Here is an 18,814-nt window from a genome sequence, read left to right on the forward strand (position 1 = left end):
TCGTTCCTGCCGCGCGGCCGTTCGGCCGGGGCCCGGGGCGGTCGCGGCCCGGGGCCCTATCGTGCCCGGCCGGCGGCCACCGCCTCGTACACCATGCCGACCAGCAGGTCGTCCGCGTCACGGCGGCCGAACTCGGCGGCGGCGCGGGACATGTCGTAGAGCCGGTGCGGATCGGTGAGCACCGGCAGGACGTTGGCGAGCACCCAGTCCGGGGTCAGCTCCGCGTCGTCCACCAGCAGGCCGCCGCCGGCCTTGACCACCGGCTGCGCGTTGAGCCGCTGTTCGCCGTTGCCGATCGGCAGCGGTACGTACGCGGCGGGCAGGCCGACCGCGGACAGTTCGGCGACGGTCATCGCGCCGGCCCGGCACAGCATCATGTCGGCCGCGGCGTAGGCCAGATCCATCCGGTCCAGGTACGGCACCGGGCGGTACGGCGGCATGCCAGGCATATTGTCGGACCGAGGCAGTTCGTTCTTGGGGCCGACCGCGTGCAGGATCTGCACGCCGGACTGCTGGAGCCGGGGCGCGACCGTGGCGATCACCTCGTTGAGCCGCCGGGCGCCCTGGGAGCCGCCGGAGACCAGCAGGGTGGGCAGGTTCTGGTCCAGGCCGAAGGCGTGCCGGGCCTCGGGGCGGGCCGCGGCCCGGTCCAGGACGGCGATGCTGCGGCGCAGCGGGATGCCGATGTACCGGGCGTCGCGCAGCTTGCTGTCCGGGGTGGAGACGGCGACCGCGTGGGCGTACCGGGAGCCGATCTTGTTGGCCAGGCCCGGCCGGGCGTTGGCCTCGTGCACCACGATCGGCACACCGAGCCGCTTGGCCGCCAGATAGCCGGGCAGCGCCACGTAGCCGCCGAAGCCGACCACGCAGTCGGCCTTGGTGCGCTCCAGGATCTGCTCGGCGGCCTTGATGGTGCCGCGCAGCCGGCCGGGCACGGTGATCAGTTCGGGGGTGGGCCTTCGGGGCAGCGGCACGGCGGGGATCAGGGCCAGTTCGTAGCCGCGCTCGGGCACCAGCCTGGTCTCCAGGCCCTTCTCGGTGCCCAGTGCGGTGATCCCCACGGTCGGGTCCTGCCTGCGCAGGGCGTCGGCGAGCGCGAGCGCCGGCTCGATGTGGCCGGCGGTCCCGCCGCCGGCGAGTACGACATGCACCGAAATTCACCGCTCTCCGGACGGCCGCCTTCTGGCGCGCCGTCGCATCGTCCTTCTCACTGCCCTGGTCAACGGGTTGTTGCGGCTCCGCACGGCCAGCGCCGCCCGCGCCGCGGGCTCGTTCCTGGCGAAGCAGATCAGCAGCCCGACCGCGAACATGGTCGGCAGCAGGGCCGACCCCCCGTAGGAGAACAGCGGGAGCGGGACGCCGGCGATCGGCAGCAGGCCGAGCACCGCACCGATGTTGATCACGGCCTGAACGGTGATCCAGGTGGTCACGCCACCCGCTGCGAACCTGACGAAGGGATCCTCCGTACGACCCGCCACACGGATACCCGCGTAGCCTAGTGCCGCGAAGAGGGCGAGCACCGACAATGTGCCCGCCAGGCCCAGCTCCTCCCCGGTCACGGCGAAGATGAAGTCGGTGTGCGGCTCCGGGAGTTCGCCCCATTTCTCCACACTCGCGCCGAGCCCGGAGCCGAACCAGCCGCCGGACGCGAGCGCGTAGATGCCGTGCACGGCCTGCCAGCACTGGTCGTTAGGGCCCGGGGAGCTGGCCCCGATGCAGTGCAGCCGGCCCATCCGGTTGGCGCTGGTGGCCACCGCCAGGGCGCCCAGCGCGGTCGCGGCGGCCAGCACGCCGGTGAACAGCCGGGTCGGGGCACCGGCCAGCCAGAGCAGGCCGAAGAGGACGGCGGTCAGGATCACCGTGGTGCCCATGTCGCCGCCGAGCATGATGAGGCCGAGCAGCAGCACGGCGACCGGCACCAGCGGGACCAGCAGGTGCTTCCACTGGGCCAGCAGGTTTTTGGCGTTCTTGCGGGCCAGCAGGTCCGCGCCCCACATCACCAGCGCGAGCTTGCCGAACTCGCTGGGCTGGAGCTGGAAGGGGCCGCCGACGGACAGCCAGTTGGTGTTGCCGTTGACCGTCTGCCCTATCCCCGGCACCTGCACCAGGGACATCAGGAACACCGAGCCGAGCAGCAGCGGGTACGCCAGCGCCCGGTGCAGCCGGACCGACAGCCGGACGGCGGACCACAGCAGCACCGACCCTATGGCGACCGCGAGCAGCTGCTTGCGGAAGTAGTAGGTGGACGGCAGCCCGTACTGCAACGCGATGATCTGCGAGGCCGAGTAGACCATCACCAGCCCGAGCACGGTGATCAGCGACCCGGCCCCCAGGATGACGTAGTACGCGGTCAGCGGCCGGTCCCACGCCTCCCGGATCCGCGCGGGCAGCCGGGCGGCGCCGCGCAGCGCGCTGGGCCCGGTGCCGCGCGGGGCGGGGCGGGGCGGCCGGGGGGCCGGCCGGCCCGGACGCGGCCGGGGCGCCGCGGCCCGGGCCCGCGGGCCGGCGGTGCGGCGCGGACCCGCCGCGCCCTCGGCGGCGACCGGGCGGCCGCCCGCCGGGTTCCCGGCCCGGGGGCCGGCGGCGTGCGGCGGCCCGGCGGGGGCCGCCGCGCGGCGGCCGGCCGGGGGCGGCTCGGGCCGCCGGCCGGCCGCCCGCCGGTCACCGCCGTGGGCGGTCGGACGATCCGCGCTCATGCGTCCCCTCCATCGGTGCGCTGCGCCGGCGCCCCGCGCGGGAGTGCCGGCTAGTGGGCCTGGGCCGTGGTGCCCGGCAGGGCACGGACCGCCGCGGCGAACAGGTCCCCGCGCTGGTTGTAGTTCGCGAACATGTCCATCGAGGCGCAGGCCGGGGCCAGCAGCACCGTGTCGCCGGGCCGGGCCAGTTCCCGGGCCGCGGCGACGGCGTCGGACATCGCCCCAGTGTCGGTCCGTTCCAGCTCGACCACCGGCACCTGCGGGGCGTGTCGCGCCAGGGCTTCGCGGATCAGCGCGCGGTCGGCGCCGAACAGCACCACCGCGCGCAGCCGGTCGGCGGCGCGGGCGGTGAGTTCGTCGAACGCGGCGCCCTTGGCGAGGCCGCCGGCCAGCCACACGACCGGGTCGTAGGCCGCCAGCGACGCCTGCGCCGCGTGGGTGTTGGTGGCCTTGGAGTCGTCCACCCAGGTCACGCCGTCGACGGTGGCCACCTCGGCGATCCGGTGGGCGTCCGGTCGGAACGCCCGCAGCCCCTCGCGGACCGCGGCCGGCTCCACCCCGAAGGCGCGGGCCAGCGCCGCCGCCGCCAGCGCGTTGGCGATGTTGTGCGGCGCGGACGGCCGTACGTCGCCGGTCTCCGCCAACTCCTGGGCGGTGCCCTGCCGGTCGGCGACGAACGCGCGGTCCACCAGCAGTCCGTCCACCAGGCCCAGTTCCGAGGGGCGCGGGGCGCCCAGGGTGAAGCCGACGGCCCGGCAGCCCTCCTCCACGTCGGCCTCGCGGACCAGCCGCTCGGTCTCCGGGTCGGCGGTGTTGTAGACGCACGCGACCTGGTTGCCCCGGTAGATACGGCCCTTGTCGGCCGCGTAGCCGGCCATCGAGCCGTGCCAGTCCAGGTGGTCGGGCGCGAGGTTGAGCACGGCGGCGGAGTGCGGCCTGATCCCGGGCGCCCAGTGCAGCTGGTAGCTGGAGAGCTCGACGGCGAGCACGTCGTACTCCTGCTCGCCGAGCACCGCGTCCAGCAGCGAGACGCCGATGTTGCCGACGGCCGCGGTGCGCAGGCCCGCCGCGGTGAGGATGGCGGCGAGCATCCGGGTGGTGGTGGTCTTGCCGTTGGTGCCGGTGACCGCGAGCCAGGGCGCGGCGCCGGGGCCGCGCAGCCGCCAGGCGAGTTCGACGTCGCCCCAGACCTCGACGCCGCGTTCGGCGGCGGCGGCGAACAGCGGGCTGTCCGGCCGCCAGCCGGGGCTGGTGACGACCAGGTCCGTACCGCCGGGCAGGGTGGCGCCGTCGCCGAGCCGTACCGCGACGCCGAGTGCCTCCAGCTCGGCCGCCTCGGACCGCGCCCTGTCGTCCGCGGCGCCGTTGACGACGGTGACACGGGCGCCCAGCGCGTGCAGCGCCCTGGCGGCCGGCACCCCGGACACCCCGAGGCCGGCGACGGTGACCGCGGCACCCCTGAGCCCGGCGGCGGCCGTCACGAGGCGGCCACCCAGCCGGCGTAGAAGATGCCGAGCCCGACGGCCATGCACATGCCCTGGATGATCCAGAACCGGACCACGACCAGAACCTCGCTCCAGCCCTTGAGCTCGAAGTGGTGCTGGAGTGGCGCCATCCGGAAGACCCGCTTGCCGGTGAGCCGGAAGGAGCCCACCTGGATGATCACGGACATGGTGATGAGGACGAACAGGCCGCCGAGGATCGCCAGCAGCATCTCGGTGCGCGAGCAGATCGCCAGGCCCGCCAGCGCGCCGCCCAGCGCCAGCGACCCGGTGTCGCCCATGAAGATCTTGGCCGGCGAGGTGTTCCACCACAGGAAGCCGAAGCAGGCGCCCATCAGCGCGGCGGAGACCACCGCCAGGTCGAGCGGGTCGCGCACCTCGTAGCAGGCGCCGTTGGCGCTGACCGGGGCGCCGCACCACTGCCCGTACTGCCATACGCCGATGACCGTGTACGCGGCGAAGACCATCGTGGAGGCGCCGGTGGCCAGGCCGTCCAGGCCGTCGGTGAGGTTCACGCCGTTGGACATCGCCAGGATCATGAACAGCGCCCAGATCACGAAGATCACCGGGCCGATGGACCAGCCGAAGTCGGTGGTGAAGGAGAGCTTGGTGGACGCCGGGGTCTGGCCGCGGGAGTCGTGGAAGTTCAGCGCCAGCACCGCGAAGGCGATGCCGACAATGAGCTGGCCGGCCATCTTGGCCTTGGCCCGCAGGCCGAGGCTGCGCTGCTTGACGATCTTGATGTAGTCGTCCAGGAAGCCCACCAGGCCGAGCCCCGCGGTCAGGAACAGCACCAGCACACCGGACATGGTGGGCTTGTCGCCGGTGATCAGCTTGGTCGCCGCGTAGGCGATCAGGGTGGCCAGGATGAAGGCGATACCACCCATGGTGGGGGTGCCGCGCTTGCTGTGGTGGGCCTTCGGGCCATCGTCCCGGATCATCTGCCCGTAGCCCTTGCGGGCCAGCAGCCGGATCAGCAGCGGAGTGCCGACCAGCGACAGGAAGAGCCCGAGTACCCCGGAGACGAGGATCTGCTTCATCGCGCGGCACCCTCGCCGGCCGTACCACCGAGGCCGCCGCGCGGGGCGGCCCCGATCAGCGCCAAGGCGACGGATTCGAGGCCCACCGACCTCGATGCCTTCACCAGCACGACATCGCCCGGACGCACCTCTGCGCGCAACAGGTCGACCGCCGCCTCCGCGTCGGACACGTGCACCGACTCCTCACCCCACGAACCCTCGTTATAGGCGCCCATTTGCAGCCAGGCGGCTTCGACACCGCCCACGGCCACGAGCTTGCTGACGTTGAGCCGGACGGCCAGCCGCCCCACCGCGTCGTGCTCGGTGAGCGCTTGCTCGCCGAGTTCGGCCATCTTGCCCAGCACCGCCCACGTCCGGCCCCCCCGGGCCCGCGCGGGCCCGCCCATCGCGGCCAGTGCGCGCAGGGCTGCCCTCATGGATTCGGGGTTCGCGTTGTAGGCGTCGTTGACGACCGTCACGCCGTCGGGCCGCTCGGTGACCTCCATCCGCCAGTGCGAGAGCGAGCCGGCCGTGGAGAGCGCGGAGGCGATCTCCCCGACAGGCATGCCGAGTTCACCGGCGACGGCGGCCGCGGCGAGCGCGTTCGACACGTGGTGCTCACCGTACAGGCGCAAGGTCACGTCGGCGCACCCGGAGGGTGTTCGCAGGCTGAAGATCGCCTGCCCCCGGTCGTTGAGCCGGACGTTCTCGGCGCGGACCTCGGCCTGCTCGCTCTCCCCGAAGAGCACCACGCGGGCCCGGGTACGCGTCCGCATCGCGCTGACCAGCGGGTCGTCGGCGTTGAGCACCGCGATGCCGCCGTCGGCGGCGGCGGGCAGCGCCTCGACGAGTTCGCCCTTGGCCTGGGCGATCTGCTCCCGGCCGCCGAACTCGCCGATGTGCGCGGAGCCGACGTTGAGCACCAGGCCGATGCGCGGCGGGGTCAGTCCGGTGAGGTAGCGGATGTGGCCGATGCCGCGGGCGCCCATCTCCAGCACCAGGTGCCGGGTGCCCTGGTCGGCGGTCAGCGCGGTCAGTGGCAGTCCGATCTCGTTGTTGAGCGAGCCGGGCGTCCACACGGTGGGGGCGGCCTTCGCCAGCAGCTGGGCGAGGAGGTCCTTGGTGCTGGTCTTGCCGGCCGAGCCGGTGAGCGCCACCACGGTCGCGCCCAGGTGCTCGATGACGTGCTTGGCGAGCGCGCCGAGGGCGGCCTGTACGTCGTCCACCACGATCGCGGGCACGCCGACCGGGTGGGCGGCCAGTACGGCGACCGCGCCGTCGGCGACGGCCTTGGCGGCGTAGTCGTGGCCGTCCACCCGCTCCCCGGCGAACGCCACGAACAGCGCGCCCGGCACCACCTCGCGGGAGTCCTTCACCACGGGTCCGGTGACCTGGACCGAGCTGTCCGGTATGTCATGCGTGCTCCCGCCGACCGCGCGTGCGACCTCGGCGAGGGTAAGGGGGATCACAGTTGCTTCTGGTCCTTCTCGATCGCGGCGCGCAGCACCTCGCGGTCGTCGAAGGGGCGTACCTCTCCGGCGATGTCCTGGCCCTGCTCATGGCCCTTGCCCGCGACCACCACGATGTCGCCCGGCCGCGCCTGGGCGACGGCGGTGGCGACGGCGGCGGCCCGGTCGGGCTCGACGATGACGTGTCCGCGCTGCTCCGCGGGGACTTCGGCGGCCCCGTTCAGCATCGCGGCGAGGATGCTCAGCGGGTCCTCGGAGCGCGGGTTGTCCGAGGTGAGCACGGCGGTGTCGGCGAGCCGGGCGACGGCCGCGCCCATCGGCCCGCGCTTGCTGCGGTCCCGGTCGCCGCCGCAGCCGAGCACCGCGTGGATCCGGCCGTCGGTGGTGGTGCGCAGCGCGCGCAGCACGGACTCCACGGCGTCGGTCTTGTGCGCGTAGTCCACCACCGCGAGGTACGACTGGCCGGCGTCCACCCGCTCCAGCCGGCCGGGGACGCCGGGGACGCCGGCGATGCCGTCGGCGGCGGCCTGTGGGTCCAGGCCCGCCGCGGCCAGCGCGGTGATCGCGGCCAGCGTGTTGGCGACGTTGAAGGGGCCGGGCAGCGGCGCCACGGCCCGCACCCGCTCGCCCTTGGGGCCGAGGACAATGAAGCGGCTGTCCATCGGCCCGGCGGTGACGTCCTCGGCCCGCCAGTCGGCGTCCAGCCGGCCCTCGGCGGAGAAGGTGACCAGCGGGACGGTGGCCTCGGCGAGCAGCCGCCGGCCGTACGCGTCGTCCAGGTTCACCACGCCGAGGCGGCTGCGGCGCGGGGTGAACAGCTGCGCCTTGGCCTGGAAGTAGTCCTCCATGCCGGAGTGGAACTCCATGTGCTCCGGGCTGAGGTTGTTGAAGACGGCCACGTCGAAGACCGCGCCGTCCACCCGGCCGAGCACCAGGGCGTGGCTGGAGACCTCCATGACGACCGACTCCACGCCGCGTTCGCGCATCACCGCGAACAGCGCCTGCAGGTCGGTGGCCTCCGGGGTGGTGCGCTCACTCTTGACGTGCTCGTCGCCGATCCGGGTCTCCACGGTGCCGATCAGGCCGGTGACGCCGTACCGGGTGGCCCGCAGGCCGCCCTCCAGCAGGTACGAGGTGGTGGTCTTGCCGGAGGTGCCGGTGATGCCGAACCGCAGCAGTGCCTCGCCCGGCTCGTCGTAGACCGCGGCGGCCAGCCCGCCCATGACGGCCCGCGGGTCGTCGACGGTCAGCACCGGCAGTCCGGTGGCGGCGGCGCGGTCGGTGCCCGCCGGGTCGGTCAGTACGGCGGTGGCGCCCGCCGCGGCGGCCTGGGCGGCGAAGTCGGCGCCGTGGAAACGGGCGCCGGGCAGCGCCGCGTAGAGGTCGCCGGGGCGTACGGCCCGCGAGTCGTGGGTGATCCCGGTGATCACCGCCGCGCGGCCGGAGCCGGCCGGCGGGCGGGTACCGAGCCGTCCAGCGAGCTCTGCGAGTGGTTTGGGACGGACGCGCGTCGGGCGCGGCGCGCCCGGTGGCTGGGTGAGGGTGGGTTGATCGGCTGTGGGCACGGCGGTGAGGTTACCGGGCCGGCCGGGGTCCGGGCCAAAAGGCCCCGGGGGGCGGTGGCGCGGGTCGCGCTGGCGGCCGGCGTCCGTTCCGTGCTGGTCAGGGTGGTGGCTGCGCATGATCACGGTCCCTTGGGGGTGACGGCGGGCAGCGGCTGGCCGGGGTCGAACTCGATCGGCAGCTGGGGGGCGGGGTGTCCCGAGGGCGCTACGTCCAGGCTCTTCAGCGCGAAGGTCATCACCTGCTGGAAGACCGGGCCGCAGATCGAGCCGCCGAAGTAACTGCCCCTGGTCGGGTTCTGGATGACACAGGAGACGGTGACCCGGGGGTTGTCGGCGGGCGCGAAGCCCAGGAACGAGGAGGTGTAGCCCTTGTAACGGCCGGTTTTCGGGTCCACCCGGTTGGCCGTACCGGTCTTGCCCGCGACCCGGTAGCCCGCGATCCGGGCGTTGACCCCGGTGCCCTCCTCGCTGCCGACGACCGACTCCAGCATCTCGGAGAGCGTCTTGGCGGTCGCGGCGCTGACGACCCGGGTCCGCTGGGGCGCCGGGGCCGGCACGAAACGGCCGTCGGGGCCGGTGACGCCGCGGACCAGCGACGGCTCGACGCGTACCCCGCCGTTGGCGATGGTGGAGTAGACGGAGGTGGCCTGGAGGGCGTTGACGGACAGGCCCTGGCCGAAGGGGATGGTGTACTGCTGCGAGGCGTTCCAGTCCTGCGGCTCGGCGAGGATGCCGGGGGTCTCGCCGGGAAGGCCGACGCCGGTCGGCACGCCGATGCCGAACTTCCTCAGGTACGCGTACAGCACCCGGTTGGCCTGCGGCTGGGTCGGGCCGAGCTGCCCGCTGGCCAGGATGGTGCCGATGTTGCTGGACTTGGCGAGCACGCCGTTGAGGGTCAGGTACCAGGTGCCGTGGTCGACGTCGTCGTGGAAGACCCGGTCGGCGCGCGGCAGGGTGCCGGGGACGGTGACGCGGGTCGCCGGGGTGGCGGTGCCGGTGTCGAGTATGGCCGCCATGGACATCACCTTGCTGACGCTGCCGGGCTCGTACGCGTCCTGCACCGCCGCGTTGCCGAGGGCGGCGGGGTCGGCGTGGGCGAGGTCGCCGGGGTCGAAGCCGGGGGCGTCGGCCATGGCGAGCACCTGGCCGGTGCGGGAGTCCTGCACGATCACGTAGCCGCGGTCGGCCGCGGACTTCGCCACCTGGGCGGTGATGGCGCTCTGCGCGGCCCACTGGATGTCCCGGTCGAGGGTCAGCTCCACATCGGAGCCGGGCACGGCGGGCTTCTCCTGGCTGCCGGCGGTGGGGACCTGGCGGCCGTTGGACTGGGCGTAGCGGATCGTGCCGTTGGTGCCGGACAGCTGCTTGTCGAACATCGACTCCAGGCCGCCGGCGCCCTGGCCCTCGGCGTTGACGAAGCCGATCACGCCGGCCGCGAGATCGCCTGCCGGGTAGACCCGCTTGGTGTGCGGCTCGCTGAAGACGCCGGCCAGGACGTCGGCGCCGCGGCCGGCGGCGGACTTGGCGGCGAAGGCGGACTTGAGGTCCTTGATCTGGTTCCAGACCTGCGGGGACTGGAGGTGGGCGATCAGCTGGTAGCGGGAGTGCGGGGCGGACAGCTGCCGGGTGATCGTGGCGGCGTCGCCGCCGACGATGGGCGCGAGCAGCTGGGCCGCCTGCTGCGGGGCGTCCTTGACCTTGGTCTGCGCGTAGCTGAAGAGATAGGGGTCGGCGGTGATGTCGAACGCGTCCACGGTGGTGGCCAGGTCGACGCCGGACCGGTCGGTGATCGTGCCACGGTCGGCGACCACCTCGTGCGTCACCCAGCGGTTGACGGCGGCCTTGGCGGAGTACGCGGAGGCGTCCACGGCCTGGACCTGGAGCAGGCGTACCACGAAGACGGCCATCACCAGGGTCAGCGCCACGCCCACCAGGCGCAGCCGGGGCCGGGGCCGGCCGAGCCGGACCGCCTTGGGGCCCGCCGGGTGCCGCGGCCTCGGCGGCCGGGGCGGCCCGCCGGCCCGCCGCGCCGGGGTGCCGGCGGCCGGGCGCGGTCCGGGGCGGCGGCGGGGGGCTTCGTCGCGGGGGCGGCGGGGATCGGTCACCGTGGGGTCCTTCGGGCGCGGGCCTGCCGGAGCTGGCGGTTCACGGGGTCACCTGTCAGGGGGTCGGGGCGGCCGGAGCGGTGGTCCCGGTCGGGTTCGGGAGCGTCGGGAGGGTCGGGAGGGTCGTCGGGAGCGCTGCCGGGGTCGCCGGCGCGGTGCCGGTGGTCGGGGTGGCCGGCGGGGGCGGCGCGGGCGGGGCGGTGGCCTCGTCCGGGGTGCCGCGCACCGTGCCGTCGGGGCCGAGGAAGGCCGGGTTGCCGCCTGGGACCATGCCGAGCTGCTGAGCCCGGCGTTCCAGTTCCTCCGGCGCCGAGTAGCCGTCGACCTCCTGCTGGAGCTGCTGCTGCTCGTCCGTGTACCCCGTGGTCTCCTTCTGCAGCCTGTCGAGCTGGAAGGAGTCCCGGTTGACGGCGGAGTTCAGCAGCAGCAGCGACACCAGGCCCCCGGCGAGCAGCGTCACAACAACGACGACGAACGGCGTGCGCGCCGCGGTTGCGGACGGCCCGCGCAGCCCGCCGAGCCGGCTCAGCCCGCCGCCGAGCGTCGCCCACCGCGCCGCGCCCGGCAGCCGCCCGCCGGCGGCCGGCACCGGCCGGCCGGCCGGGCCGGGGGAGGCCGGCCGTCCCGGGCCGCCGGCCCGCCGGCCGGGGGCGGCGGGGCGCGGCGGGGTGCCCCGGCCGGCGGGGGCGCCGGGGGTGGCGGGGCGCTGCGGGCGGGCCGGCCCGCCCGGGGCGCCGCCGGCCGGGCTCATCGGGTGTCCTCGCGGATCCGCTCGGCGCCGCGCAGCCTCGCCGGGGCGGACCTGCGGTTCTCGGCGATCTCGTCCTCGGTGGGGAGTTCGGCGCCGCGGGTGAGGAGTTTCAAACGCGGCTGGTACTGCTCGGGGACCACCGGCAGGCCGGGCGGCGCGGTGGTGGCCGCACCCGCCGCGAGGACCTGCTTGACCAGGCGGTCCTCCAGGGACTGGTAGGACAGGACCGCGATCCGGCCGCCGACCGAGAGGGCCGCGACCGCCGCGGGCACCGCCCGCTCCAGGACCGCCAGCTCCCCGTTGACCTCGATCCGCAGCGCCTGGAACGTCCGCTTCGCGGGGTTGCCGCCGGTGCGCTTGGCGGCCTGCGGCAGCGCGTCCCGGATCAGCTCCACCAGCCGCGCGCTGGTGGTGAAGGGCTCCCGTTCCCGCTGCCGGACCACCGCGTCCACGATCTTGCGGGCGAACTTCTCCTCGCCGTAGGAGCGCAGGATCCGGACCAGCTCGCCCGGCGGGTAGGTGTTGAGCACCTCGGCCGCGCTGATCCCGGCCGACTGGTCCATCCGCATGTCCAGCGGCGCGTCCTGCGCGTAGGCGAAGCCGCGGTCGGCCTCGTCGAGCTGCATGGACGACACACCGAGGTCGAACAGGACGCCCTGCGCCCTGGGCACGTCCAGCCGGGCCAGCACCTCGGGCAGCTCGTCGTACACGGCGTGCACCAGGGTGGCGCGGTCGCCGAAGGGCGCCAGCCGCTCCGCGGAGAGCTTGAGCGCCTCCTGGTCGCGGTCGATGCCGATCAGCCGCGCCGAGGGGAAGGTGCCCAGCAGCGCCTCGCTGTGGCCGCCGAGCCCGAGCGTGGCGTCCACCACCACGGCGCCCGGCTCGGCGAGCGCGGGCGCCAGCAGGTCGAGGCAGCGCCGCAGCATCACGGGGACGTGCCGCGGGGATGGGGACGGGTTGCTCATACGGGCCCTGGTTTCTGGTGGTGCGGGATGTCCGGCGGTGCGGACTCGGGGGTGCGGCCGGGAGTGTCGCGGACCCGGGCCGCGCGGCCGGGCGGCGCCGGGCGGTGGACGTACGGCCGGGTCCCCGCCCGCGCTCGCGAGGAGCGCTCCCCCGGCACCGGGGAAGTGGTGCCGGCGGAGGCGGACCGGAGAGCGGGAGGAGGCCGGGCCGTACGTACGTCCGCGCGGGACGGTCGCGCGGGCACACACGTGGTGCGGGGCCGCGCTCACAGTAATCCGGGCGGAACCTCCTGTGACAGGGCCGAAAAGGTGTCTTCCTGGGCCGCCAGATAGCCGCCCCAGGCGTCGGCCGCCCAGATCTCCACCCGCGTGTTGGCGCCGATCACCGCGCAGTCGCGGACCAGCCCGGCGTACTCCCGCAGCGGCTGCGGCACCGTCACCCGGCCCTGCCGGTCCGGCACCTCGTCGTGCGCGCCGGCGAACAGCACCCGCAGGTAGTCGCGGGCGGACTTGGAGGTGAGCGGGGCCGCGGACAGCTGCTCGGTGGCCGCCGTGAAGCCGTCGACCGGCCACACGCACAGGCAGCGCTCCTGTCCGCGGGTGATCACCAGCCCGTCGGCCAGCGCGTCACGGAACCGGGCGGGCAGCACCAGGCGGTTCTTGTCGTCCAGCCGAGGGGTGTACGTCCCGAGGAACATGAAGGACCCGGTCCTCCTCCCGCAGACGGCACCACTTCGCGCCACTTTACTCCACCCTGCCCCACGGTCAACGGAACACGGGTCCGGCGCGCCCCACCACGACGGCGGGCCACCCGCTACCGTCAGAGACATGTCGATATCTGCCAGCGGCCTCACCGGCCCCGCCGAGCCCGCCGCGACTCCGTCGGAGACCTCCGGAACCGCTTCCGTCACCGACCGGCTCGTCGCGGCCAACCGCAGCTACGCCGCCGACTTCCACGACCCGGGCATGGGCGCCGCGCCCGTGCTGCAGGTGGCGGTCGTCGCCTGTATGGACGCCCGCATCGACCTGCACAAGGCACTCGGCCTGGAACTGGGCGACTGCCACACCATCCGCAACGCCGGCGGGGTGGTCACCGACGACACCATCCGCTCGCTCACCATCAGTCAGCGCGCGCTCGGCACCCGGTCGGTGGTCCTGATCCACCACACCGGCTGCGGCCTGCAGAGCATCACCGAGGACTTCCGCGGCGACCTGGAGCGCGAGGTGGGCCAGCGGCCCACCTGGGCGGTCGAGGCGTTCACCGACGTCGACCAGGACGTCCGGCAGTCGATGGCCCGGGTGCGCACCTCCCCTTTCCTGGCCCACACCGACGACGTGCGCGGCTTCGTCTTCGACGTCACCACCGGGCTGCTGCGGGAAATCACGAACAAGTAACGGCCGGCGAGTGACGCGGACCGCCGCGTAAGGGAAGAATGCATCGTGCGGCACGTCTCGCCCACAGCGGGCGTTGCCCAGTTCGGGGAGGGCCGGCCCAGGGATGACCGTGCCTTTGCAGTCCCTAGGAACAGGCCGAGGAGCACCGGGTGACGACCATTGACCCACGAGCAAGCCTGAGCGACCTCACCACAACCGCGGACAGAGTGCGCCGCGCGGTGGAGAGCGTGATCGAGGGCAAGCCGGAGGTCGTACGCATCGCACTGACCGTTCTGCTGGCCGAGGGGCATCTGCTGATCGAGGACGTGCCGGGCGTCGGCAAGACCATGTTGTCGAAGGCCCTGGCACGTTCGATCGACTGCTCGGTGCGGCGTATCCAGTTCACGCCCGACCTGCTGCCGTCGGACATCACCGGCGTCAGCGTCTTCGACCAGCAGCGGCGCGACTTCGAGTTCAAACCGGGCGCGATCTTCGCGCAGATCGTGGTGGGCGACGAGATCAACCGCGCCTCGCCCAAGACCCAGTCGGCCCTGCTGGAGTCCATGGAGGAGCGGCAGGTCACCGTCGACGGCACCACCTACGAGCTGCCCAGCCCGTTCATGGTGATCGCCACCCAGAACCCGGTGGAGATGGAAGGCACCTACCCGCTGCCCGAGGCGCAGCGGGACCGCTTCACCGCCCGGGTCTCCATCGGCTACCCGAGCCCGGACTCCGAGCTGAAGATGCTCGAGATGCACGGCGGGGCCTCACCCCTGGACGACCTCCAGCCCGTCGCGCACGCCCGCGAGATCGTCGAACTCATCAAGGCGGTACGGCAGGTGTACGTCTCCGAGCCGGTCCGGCGGTACGCGGTCACGCTGGTCGGCGCCACCCGCAACCACCCCGACCTGCGGCTCGGCGCCTCACCGCGCGCCACCTTGCACCTGGTGCGGGCGGCCCGCGCGTCGGCCGCGCTCGACGGACGGGACTACGTGCTGCCCGACGACGTGCAGACGCTGGCCGCCTCGGTGCTGGCGCACCGGCTGCTGCCCACCGCGCAGGCGCAGTTGAACCGGCGGACCCCGGAGCAGGTGGTGACCGAGATCGTACAGCGGGTACCGGTGCCGGACCCGACGGCGGGCAGCTGGCCGCAGCCGGGCGCCCCGGGCAGCCGGAGTCGGTGATGGCACCTCCGCAGCCGCCCATGCCACCGGCCCCGCCGGCCGCCCCCTCCGCCGTGCCCGCGCCGCACTCGGCCCCCGCCGCGCGCAACGGCCGGCCGGCCGGCGGGTTCCGTACCGCGCTGGGCGGACTCACCACCCGGGGCCGGTCCTTCGTGGCCGCGGGGGTCGCCGCCACGGCGTGCAGTTACGTCCTGGGGCAGTCCGACCTGCTGCGGGTCGGACTGCTGCTCGCGGCGCTGCCGCTGGTGTGCGTCGCGGTCCTGTACCGCACCCGCTACCGGGTCGCCGGCAGCCGCCGGCTGGCGCCCTCCCGGGTGCCGGCGATGTCCGAGGCCCGGGTGCACCTGCGGGTGGACAACGTCTCGCGGGTCCGCACCGGGCTGCTGATGCTCCAGGACCGGGTGCCGTACGTGCTCGGGCCCCGGCCGCGGTTCGTGCTGGACCGGGTGGAGCCCGGCGGGCACCGCGAGGTGTCCTACCGGGTCCGCTCCGACCTGCGTGGCCGCTACCCGCTGGGCCCGCTCCAGCTGCGGCTGACCGACCCGTTCGGCATGTGCGAGCTGACCCGCTCGTTCAGCGCCCACGACACCCTGACCGTGGTGCCCAGCGTGGAGCCGCTGCCCCCGGTGCGGCTGGCCGGCGAGTCGTCCGGGTACGGCGAGAGTCGCGACCGGGCGCTGGCGCTGGCCGGCGACGACGACGTGATCCCGCGCGGCTACCGGCACGGCGACGACCTGCGCCGGGTGCACTGGCGGTCCACCGCCAAGTACGGCGAGCTGATGGTGCGCCGCGAGGAGCAGCCGAACCGGGCCCGCTGCACCGTACTGGTCGACACCCGGGAGCTGGCCTACTTCGGCTCCGGCCCCGACTCGGCCTTCGAGTGGGCGGTCTCCGGTGCCGCCTCGGTCGCCACCCACATGCTGGAGCGCGGCTTCGCGGTGCGGCTGCTGACCGACAGCGGCACCACCGTGCCCGGCCCGGAGGGCGCGGGCGGCTTCCACGGCGACTCCAGCGACATGGCCGGGGTGCTGCTGGACACCCTCGCGGTGGTGGAGCACTCCACCGGCGAGGAGCTGTCGGCGGCGTACGAGGTGCTGCGGTCGGGCACCGAGGGCCTGCTGGTGGCGTTCCTCGGCGATCTGGACCTCAAGGACGCGGCGGGAGTCGGCCGGATGCGGCAGCGGGCCGGCGCCGCGATCGCGTTCGTCCTGGACAGCGACGACTGGCTGGCCCGCGAGCCCGCCGTACGCCCGGACCAGCCGGGCGGCGAGGCGCCGCCCAAGGCCGCGCCCGAGGACCCGGACGGCACCCGGGCCGCGATCCGGGTGCTGCGCGAGACCGGCTGGACGGTGGTGGCCGTACGGGCCGGGGACGCCCTGCCGGACCTGTGGCAGCAGGCGGACCGCTACCGGTCCCAGGAGGAGTCCCAGCAACGGGACCGGCGTGCGGCGGGAGCCAGGCCATGAGCGGACGTGCCCGGCTGACGGTGTGCGCGGCGGCGGCCTCGATGATGGCCGCCTGCTCGCTGCTGCCGCTGGCCAGCCCGAACAGCTGGATTTTCCGCGCGCTGCTGTGCGTGGTGCTCCAGTCCGGGATGGGCGCGGCGGCCCGCCGGGTACCGCTGGCCCGGCCGCTGACCATACTGGCGCAGGCGGTGGTGACCCTGCTGGCGCTGACCGTGATGTTCGCCTCCCACCAGGCACTGGCCGGCGTCCTTCCCGGCCCGACGGCCTTCCGGCAGCTCGGCGGCCTGGTCGGCGACGGCCTGACCGACGTGGGCGACTTCGCCATTCCCGCGCCGGTCACCCCCGGCATCCGCATCCTGCTGGTCGGCGGGGTGCTGGTGGTCGCCCTCGCGGTCGACGCCATAGCGGTCACCTACAACAGCGCCGCCCCGGCCGGGCTGCCGCTGCTGGCGCTGTACTCGGTGGCCGCCGGGCTCGCCGACGGCAGCGCCCAGTGGCTGTACTTCCTGGTCGCGGCGGCCGGCTATCTGCTGCTCCTGCTCGCCGAGGGCCGCGACCGGCTCTCCCGCTGGGGCCGGGTCTTCGGCGGCGCCCCGCCGGCGAACAGCTGGGCCGGCGGCTCCGCCTCACCGGGCGGCGGTACGGCCTCGGCGCCGGTGCGCACCGGGCGCCGGATCGGGGCGGCGGCGCTGGGCATCGCGCTGGTCGCGCCCTTCGTCCTGCCCTCGCTGGGCACCGGCCTGCTGGACACCACCGGGCACGGTTCGGGCACCGGAGGCGGCGGGGGCGGCGGCGCCGGCGCGGTCAACCTGGTGGCGGCCCTGCAGGACAACCTCAACCAGCCCGACGACCACGTGGTGCTGACGTACCGGACCGACTCCACCGACGTGACCGGGATGTACCTGCGGATCGCGGCGCTGGACAAGTTCGACGGCGACGAGTGGTCGCCGTCCGACCGGGACACCGAGGACATCCCGCAGGTGCTGCCGGCCCCGCAGGGCCAGGCGCCGGACGTGAAGTACCGGCCGGTCACCACCGAGGTGAAGGCCGACAACAGCTACCGGCAGGAACTGCTGCCGATGCCGTTCCCGGCGCTGAGCGTGCGGGCGCCGGGCGACTGGCGCTTCCAGCCGGAGGGCCGGATGGTCATCGGTCGGGCCGGCCAGACCGTCTCCGGTGAGCGGTACACGGTGACGAGCATGCAGCTGGAACCGACCGCCGCGCAGCTCGCGGCGGCGCCGCCGGCCACCGGGCGGATCGCCGAGGAGTACACCAGGGTCCCCGGCTCACTGCCGCCGGTGGTCGGGCAGACCGCGAAGTCCGTCACCAAGTCCGCTGCCAACGACTACCAGCGGGCGCTGGCCCTCCAGCGCTACTTCACCTCCGGGCAGTTCGTCTACAACACCGAGGCCAAGGCGGGCACCGGGGTGGACGCCATCGCGCGGTTCCTGCAGACGAAGGAGGGCTTCTGCGTCCACTTCGCCTTCACCATGGCCGCGATGGCGCGCACCCTGCACATACCGGCCAGGGTCGCGATCGGCTTCGCCCCGGGCACGGCGAACTCGGCCGGCACGATGTCGGTGGGCCTCAAAGAGGCACACGCCTGGCCTGAGCTGTACTTCGAGGGCATCGGCTGGACCCGTTTCGAGCCGACGCCGTACCGGGGCTCGGCGCCCGACTACACCCAGGACACCCCGGCCGCGACCGGTGGCGGCGCGACGGACGTGGCGCCGCACGGCGACACCGCGACCCCGGAGCCCGGCACCTCGGCCGCCGCGTCCTGCGCCCCGGAGAACCGGGCGCCGACCGGCGCCTGCGCCGGGGTGGCGGCCCCGGGCGGCGGCACCGGCGGCGGCGGCTTCCGGGTGGGCTGGCTGCTGCTGGCGGCCGTGCTGGTCCTGCTGGCGGTGGGTCTGCTGTCCGCGCCGCGGTTCTGGCGGGCCCGGGTCCGGGCCGGCCGGCTCGGCGGCGCGCCGGCCGTGGCGCCGGGGGCGGCCCTGACCGCCGCCGGCGCGGGGCCGGGCGCGGGCCCCGCGCCACCGTACGGCGGCCGGCCGGGAACCGGGGCGAGCGCGCTGTCCGCCTGGCGTGAGGTGCTGGACACCGGCTGGGACTACGGCGTGCTGCCGGACGACTCGGAGACCCCGCGGAAGGCGGCGGCCCGGCTGGTACGGGAGGGCAGGCTGACCGGCGCCCCGGCGGAGTCGGTGGGGGCGCTGGCGACCGCGGTCGAGCAGGCGCTGTACGCGCCCGCTCCGCGGCCGGCGGCCGGTCTGGCGACGGAGGTCCACCGGGTGCGGGCCGGCCTGCGGCAGTCCGCGGGCCGCGGCACCCGGCTGCGGGCCGCGCTGCTGCCCCGGTCCTCCGTGCGGCTGCTGTGGTCGCTGTCATCCCGCTGGGCGGCGGCCTCCGACCGGCTCACTCTGGCCGGCCACCGCCTCACCGCCCCGCTCCGGCGCCGACTGACCCGAACCGGCCAGGCGCCGTCCTAGAGGCACGGACCCCGGAACACCGCCGGGGCTACGGGCCGCAGGGCACGACCACGCGGCCCCGCAGCGGGCACCGAGCCCCGGAACACCGCCGGGGACCCTCGCTGCGGGGCCACTGCCGGTGCCGTCCGGGCGGCTGCTGCGGTCGCTGCCGCTCGCCGGGCGACACCCGCCGAGCGGCTCAGCCCGGCCGGCCGGCGCCTCACCGCCCGGCTGCGGCCCCGGCGCC

At 74.6% G+C, this 18,814-nt stretch carries 14 protein-coding genes; 4 read left to right on the forward strand and 10 right to left on the reverse strand.

Translation table 11 applies throughout. The annotated features are described in order from the left end of the window. Nucleotides 1-56 precede the first annotated feature (56 nt). The 10 genes from murG to mraZ form a co-directional block, all read right to left on the reverse strand. Nucleotides 57-1,151 (reverse strand): undecaprenyldiphospho-muramoylpentapeptide beta-N-acetylglucosaminyltransferase, encoded by a 1,095-nt coding sequence (murG, locus tag RLT57_RS05950; protein ID WP_311296312.1) that lies wholly within the window; start codon nucleotides 1,149-1,151, stop codon nucleotides 57-59. 6 nt (nucleotides 1,152-1,157) lie between these two features. After that, entirely contained in the window at nucleotides 1,158-2,696 is a 1,539-nt protein-coding gene (gene ftsW, locus RLT57_RS05955; protein WP_311296313.1) for a putative lipid II flippase FtsW, read from the reverse strand. A gap of 50 nt (nucleotides 2,697-2,746) precedes the next feature. Next, nucleotides 2,747-4,177 carry a UDP-N-acetylmuramoyl-L-alanine--D-glutamate ligase gene (murD, locus tag RLT57_RS05960; RefSeq protein ID WP_311296314.1) on the reverse strand — a complete coding sequence of 477 codons (1,431 nt, stop codon included), beginning with the start codon at nucleotides 4,175-4,177 and terminating at the stop codon, nucleotides 2,747-2,749. Further along, a complete protein-coding gene (gene mraY, locus RLT57_RS05965) occupies nucleotides 4,174-5,238 on the reverse strand; it encodes a phospho-N-acetylmuramoyl-pentapeptide-transferase (protein WP_311296315.1) in 1,065 nt (354 codons plus the stop codon). The genes murD and mraY overlap by 4 nt, the downstream gene beginning before the upstream one ends. Continuing rightward, on the reverse strand, nucleotides 5,235-6,686 hold the full coding sequence (locus RLT57_RS05970) for a UDP-N-acetylmuramoyl-tripeptide--D-alanyl-D-alanine ligase (protein WP_311296316.1): 1,452 nt from the start codon (nucleotides 6,684-6,686) through the stop codon (nucleotides 5,235-5,237). Before RLT57_RS05970 ends, mraY begins: the two co-directional genes overlap by 4 nt. Further along, the gene (locus RLT57_RS05975) at nucleotides 6,683-8,368 is read right to left on the reverse strand and encodes a UDP-N-acetylmuramoyl-L-alanyl-D-glutamate--2,6-diaminopimelate ligase (protein WP_311296317.1); all 1,686 of its coding nucleotides are present in this window, start codon (nucleotides 8,366-8,368) and stop codon (nucleotides 6,683-6,685) included. Before RLT57_RS05975 ends, RLT57_RS05970 begins: the two co-directional genes overlap by 4 nt. 2 nt (nucleotides 8,369-8,370) lie before the next feature. After that, nucleotides 8,371-10,356 carry a peptidoglycan D,D-transpeptidase FtsI family protein gene (locus tag RLT57_RS05980; RefSeq protein ID WP_311296318.1) on the reverse strand — a complete coding sequence of 662 codons (1,986 nt, stop codon included), beginning with the start codon at nucleotides 10,354-10,356 and terminating at the stop codon, nucleotides 8,371-8,373. A gap of 55 nt (nucleotides 10,357-10,411) precedes the next feature. Next, the gene (locus tag RLT57_RS05985; protein ID WP_399128121.1) at nucleotides 10,412-11,107 is read right to left on the reverse strand and encodes a hypothetical protein; all 696 of its coding nucleotides are present in this window, start codon (nucleotides 11,105-11,107) and stop codon (nucleotides 10,412-10,414) included. Further along, nucleotides 11,104-12,072, reverse strand: a complete 969-nt coding sequence (rsmH, locus tag RLT57_RS05990; RefSeq protein ID WP_311296319.1) for a 16S rRNA (cytosine(1402)-N(4))-methyltransferase RsmH — start codon at nucleotides 12,070-12,072, stop codon at nucleotides 11,104-11,106. Before rsmH ends, RLT57_RS05985 begins: the two co-directional genes overlap by 4 nt. 266 nt (nucleotides 12,073-12,338) lie before the next feature. Next, nucleotides 12,339-12,770, reverse strand: a complete 432-nt coding sequence (gene mraZ, locus RLT57_RS05995; RefSeq protein ID WP_311296320.1) for a division/cell wall cluster transcriptional repressor MraZ — start codon at nucleotides 12,768-12,770, stop codon at nucleotides 12,339-12,341. Nucleotides 12,771-12,900: 130 nt separating this feature from the next. Here mraZ and RLT57_RS06000 point away from each other — a divergent pair, with 130 nt between their 5' ends. The 4 genes from RLT57_RS06000 to RLT57_RS06015 all read left to right on the forward strand — a co-directional run bounded on the left by RLT57_RS06000 (nucleotide 12,901) and on the right by RLT57_RS06015 (nucleotide 18,588). After that, nucleotides 12,901-13,467 carry a beta-class carbonic anhydrase gene (locus RLT57_RS06000; RefSeq protein WP_311296321.1) on the forward strand — a complete coding sequence of 189 codons (567 nt, stop codon included), beginning with the start codon at nucleotides 12,901-12,903 and terminating at the stop codon, nucleotides 13,465-13,467. Between the two features lie 149 nt (nucleotides 13,468-13,616). Continuing rightward, on the forward strand, nucleotides 13,617-14,630 hold the full coding sequence (locus RLT57_RS06005) for an AAA family ATPase (protein ID WP_311296322.1): 1,014 nt from the start codon (nucleotides 13,617-13,619) through the stop codon (nucleotides 14,628-14,630). 20 nt (nucleotides 14,631-14,650) lie between these two features. After that, entirely contained in the window at nucleotides 14,651-16,096 is a 1,446-nt protein-coding gene (locus tag RLT57_RS06010) for a DUF58 domain-containing protein (protein ID WP_311300595.1), read from the forward strand. After that, nucleotides 16,093-18,588 carry a transglutaminase TgpA family protein gene (locus RLT57_RS06015; RefSeq protein ID WP_311296323.1) on the forward strand — a complete coding sequence of 832 codons (2,496 nt, stop codon included), beginning with the start codon at nucleotides 16,093-16,095 and terminating at the stop codon, nucleotides 18,586-18,588. Before RLT57_RS06010 ends, RLT57_RS06015 begins: the two co-directional genes overlap by 4 nt. The last annotated feature ends 226 nt before the right edge of the window (nucleotides 18,589-18,814 follow it).

Origin of the sequence: Streptomyces sp. ITFR-21 (genome assembly GCF_031844685.1) — a bacterium.
GTDB lineage: Bacteria > Actinomycetota > Actinomycetes > Streptomycetales > Streptomycetaceae > Actinacidiphila.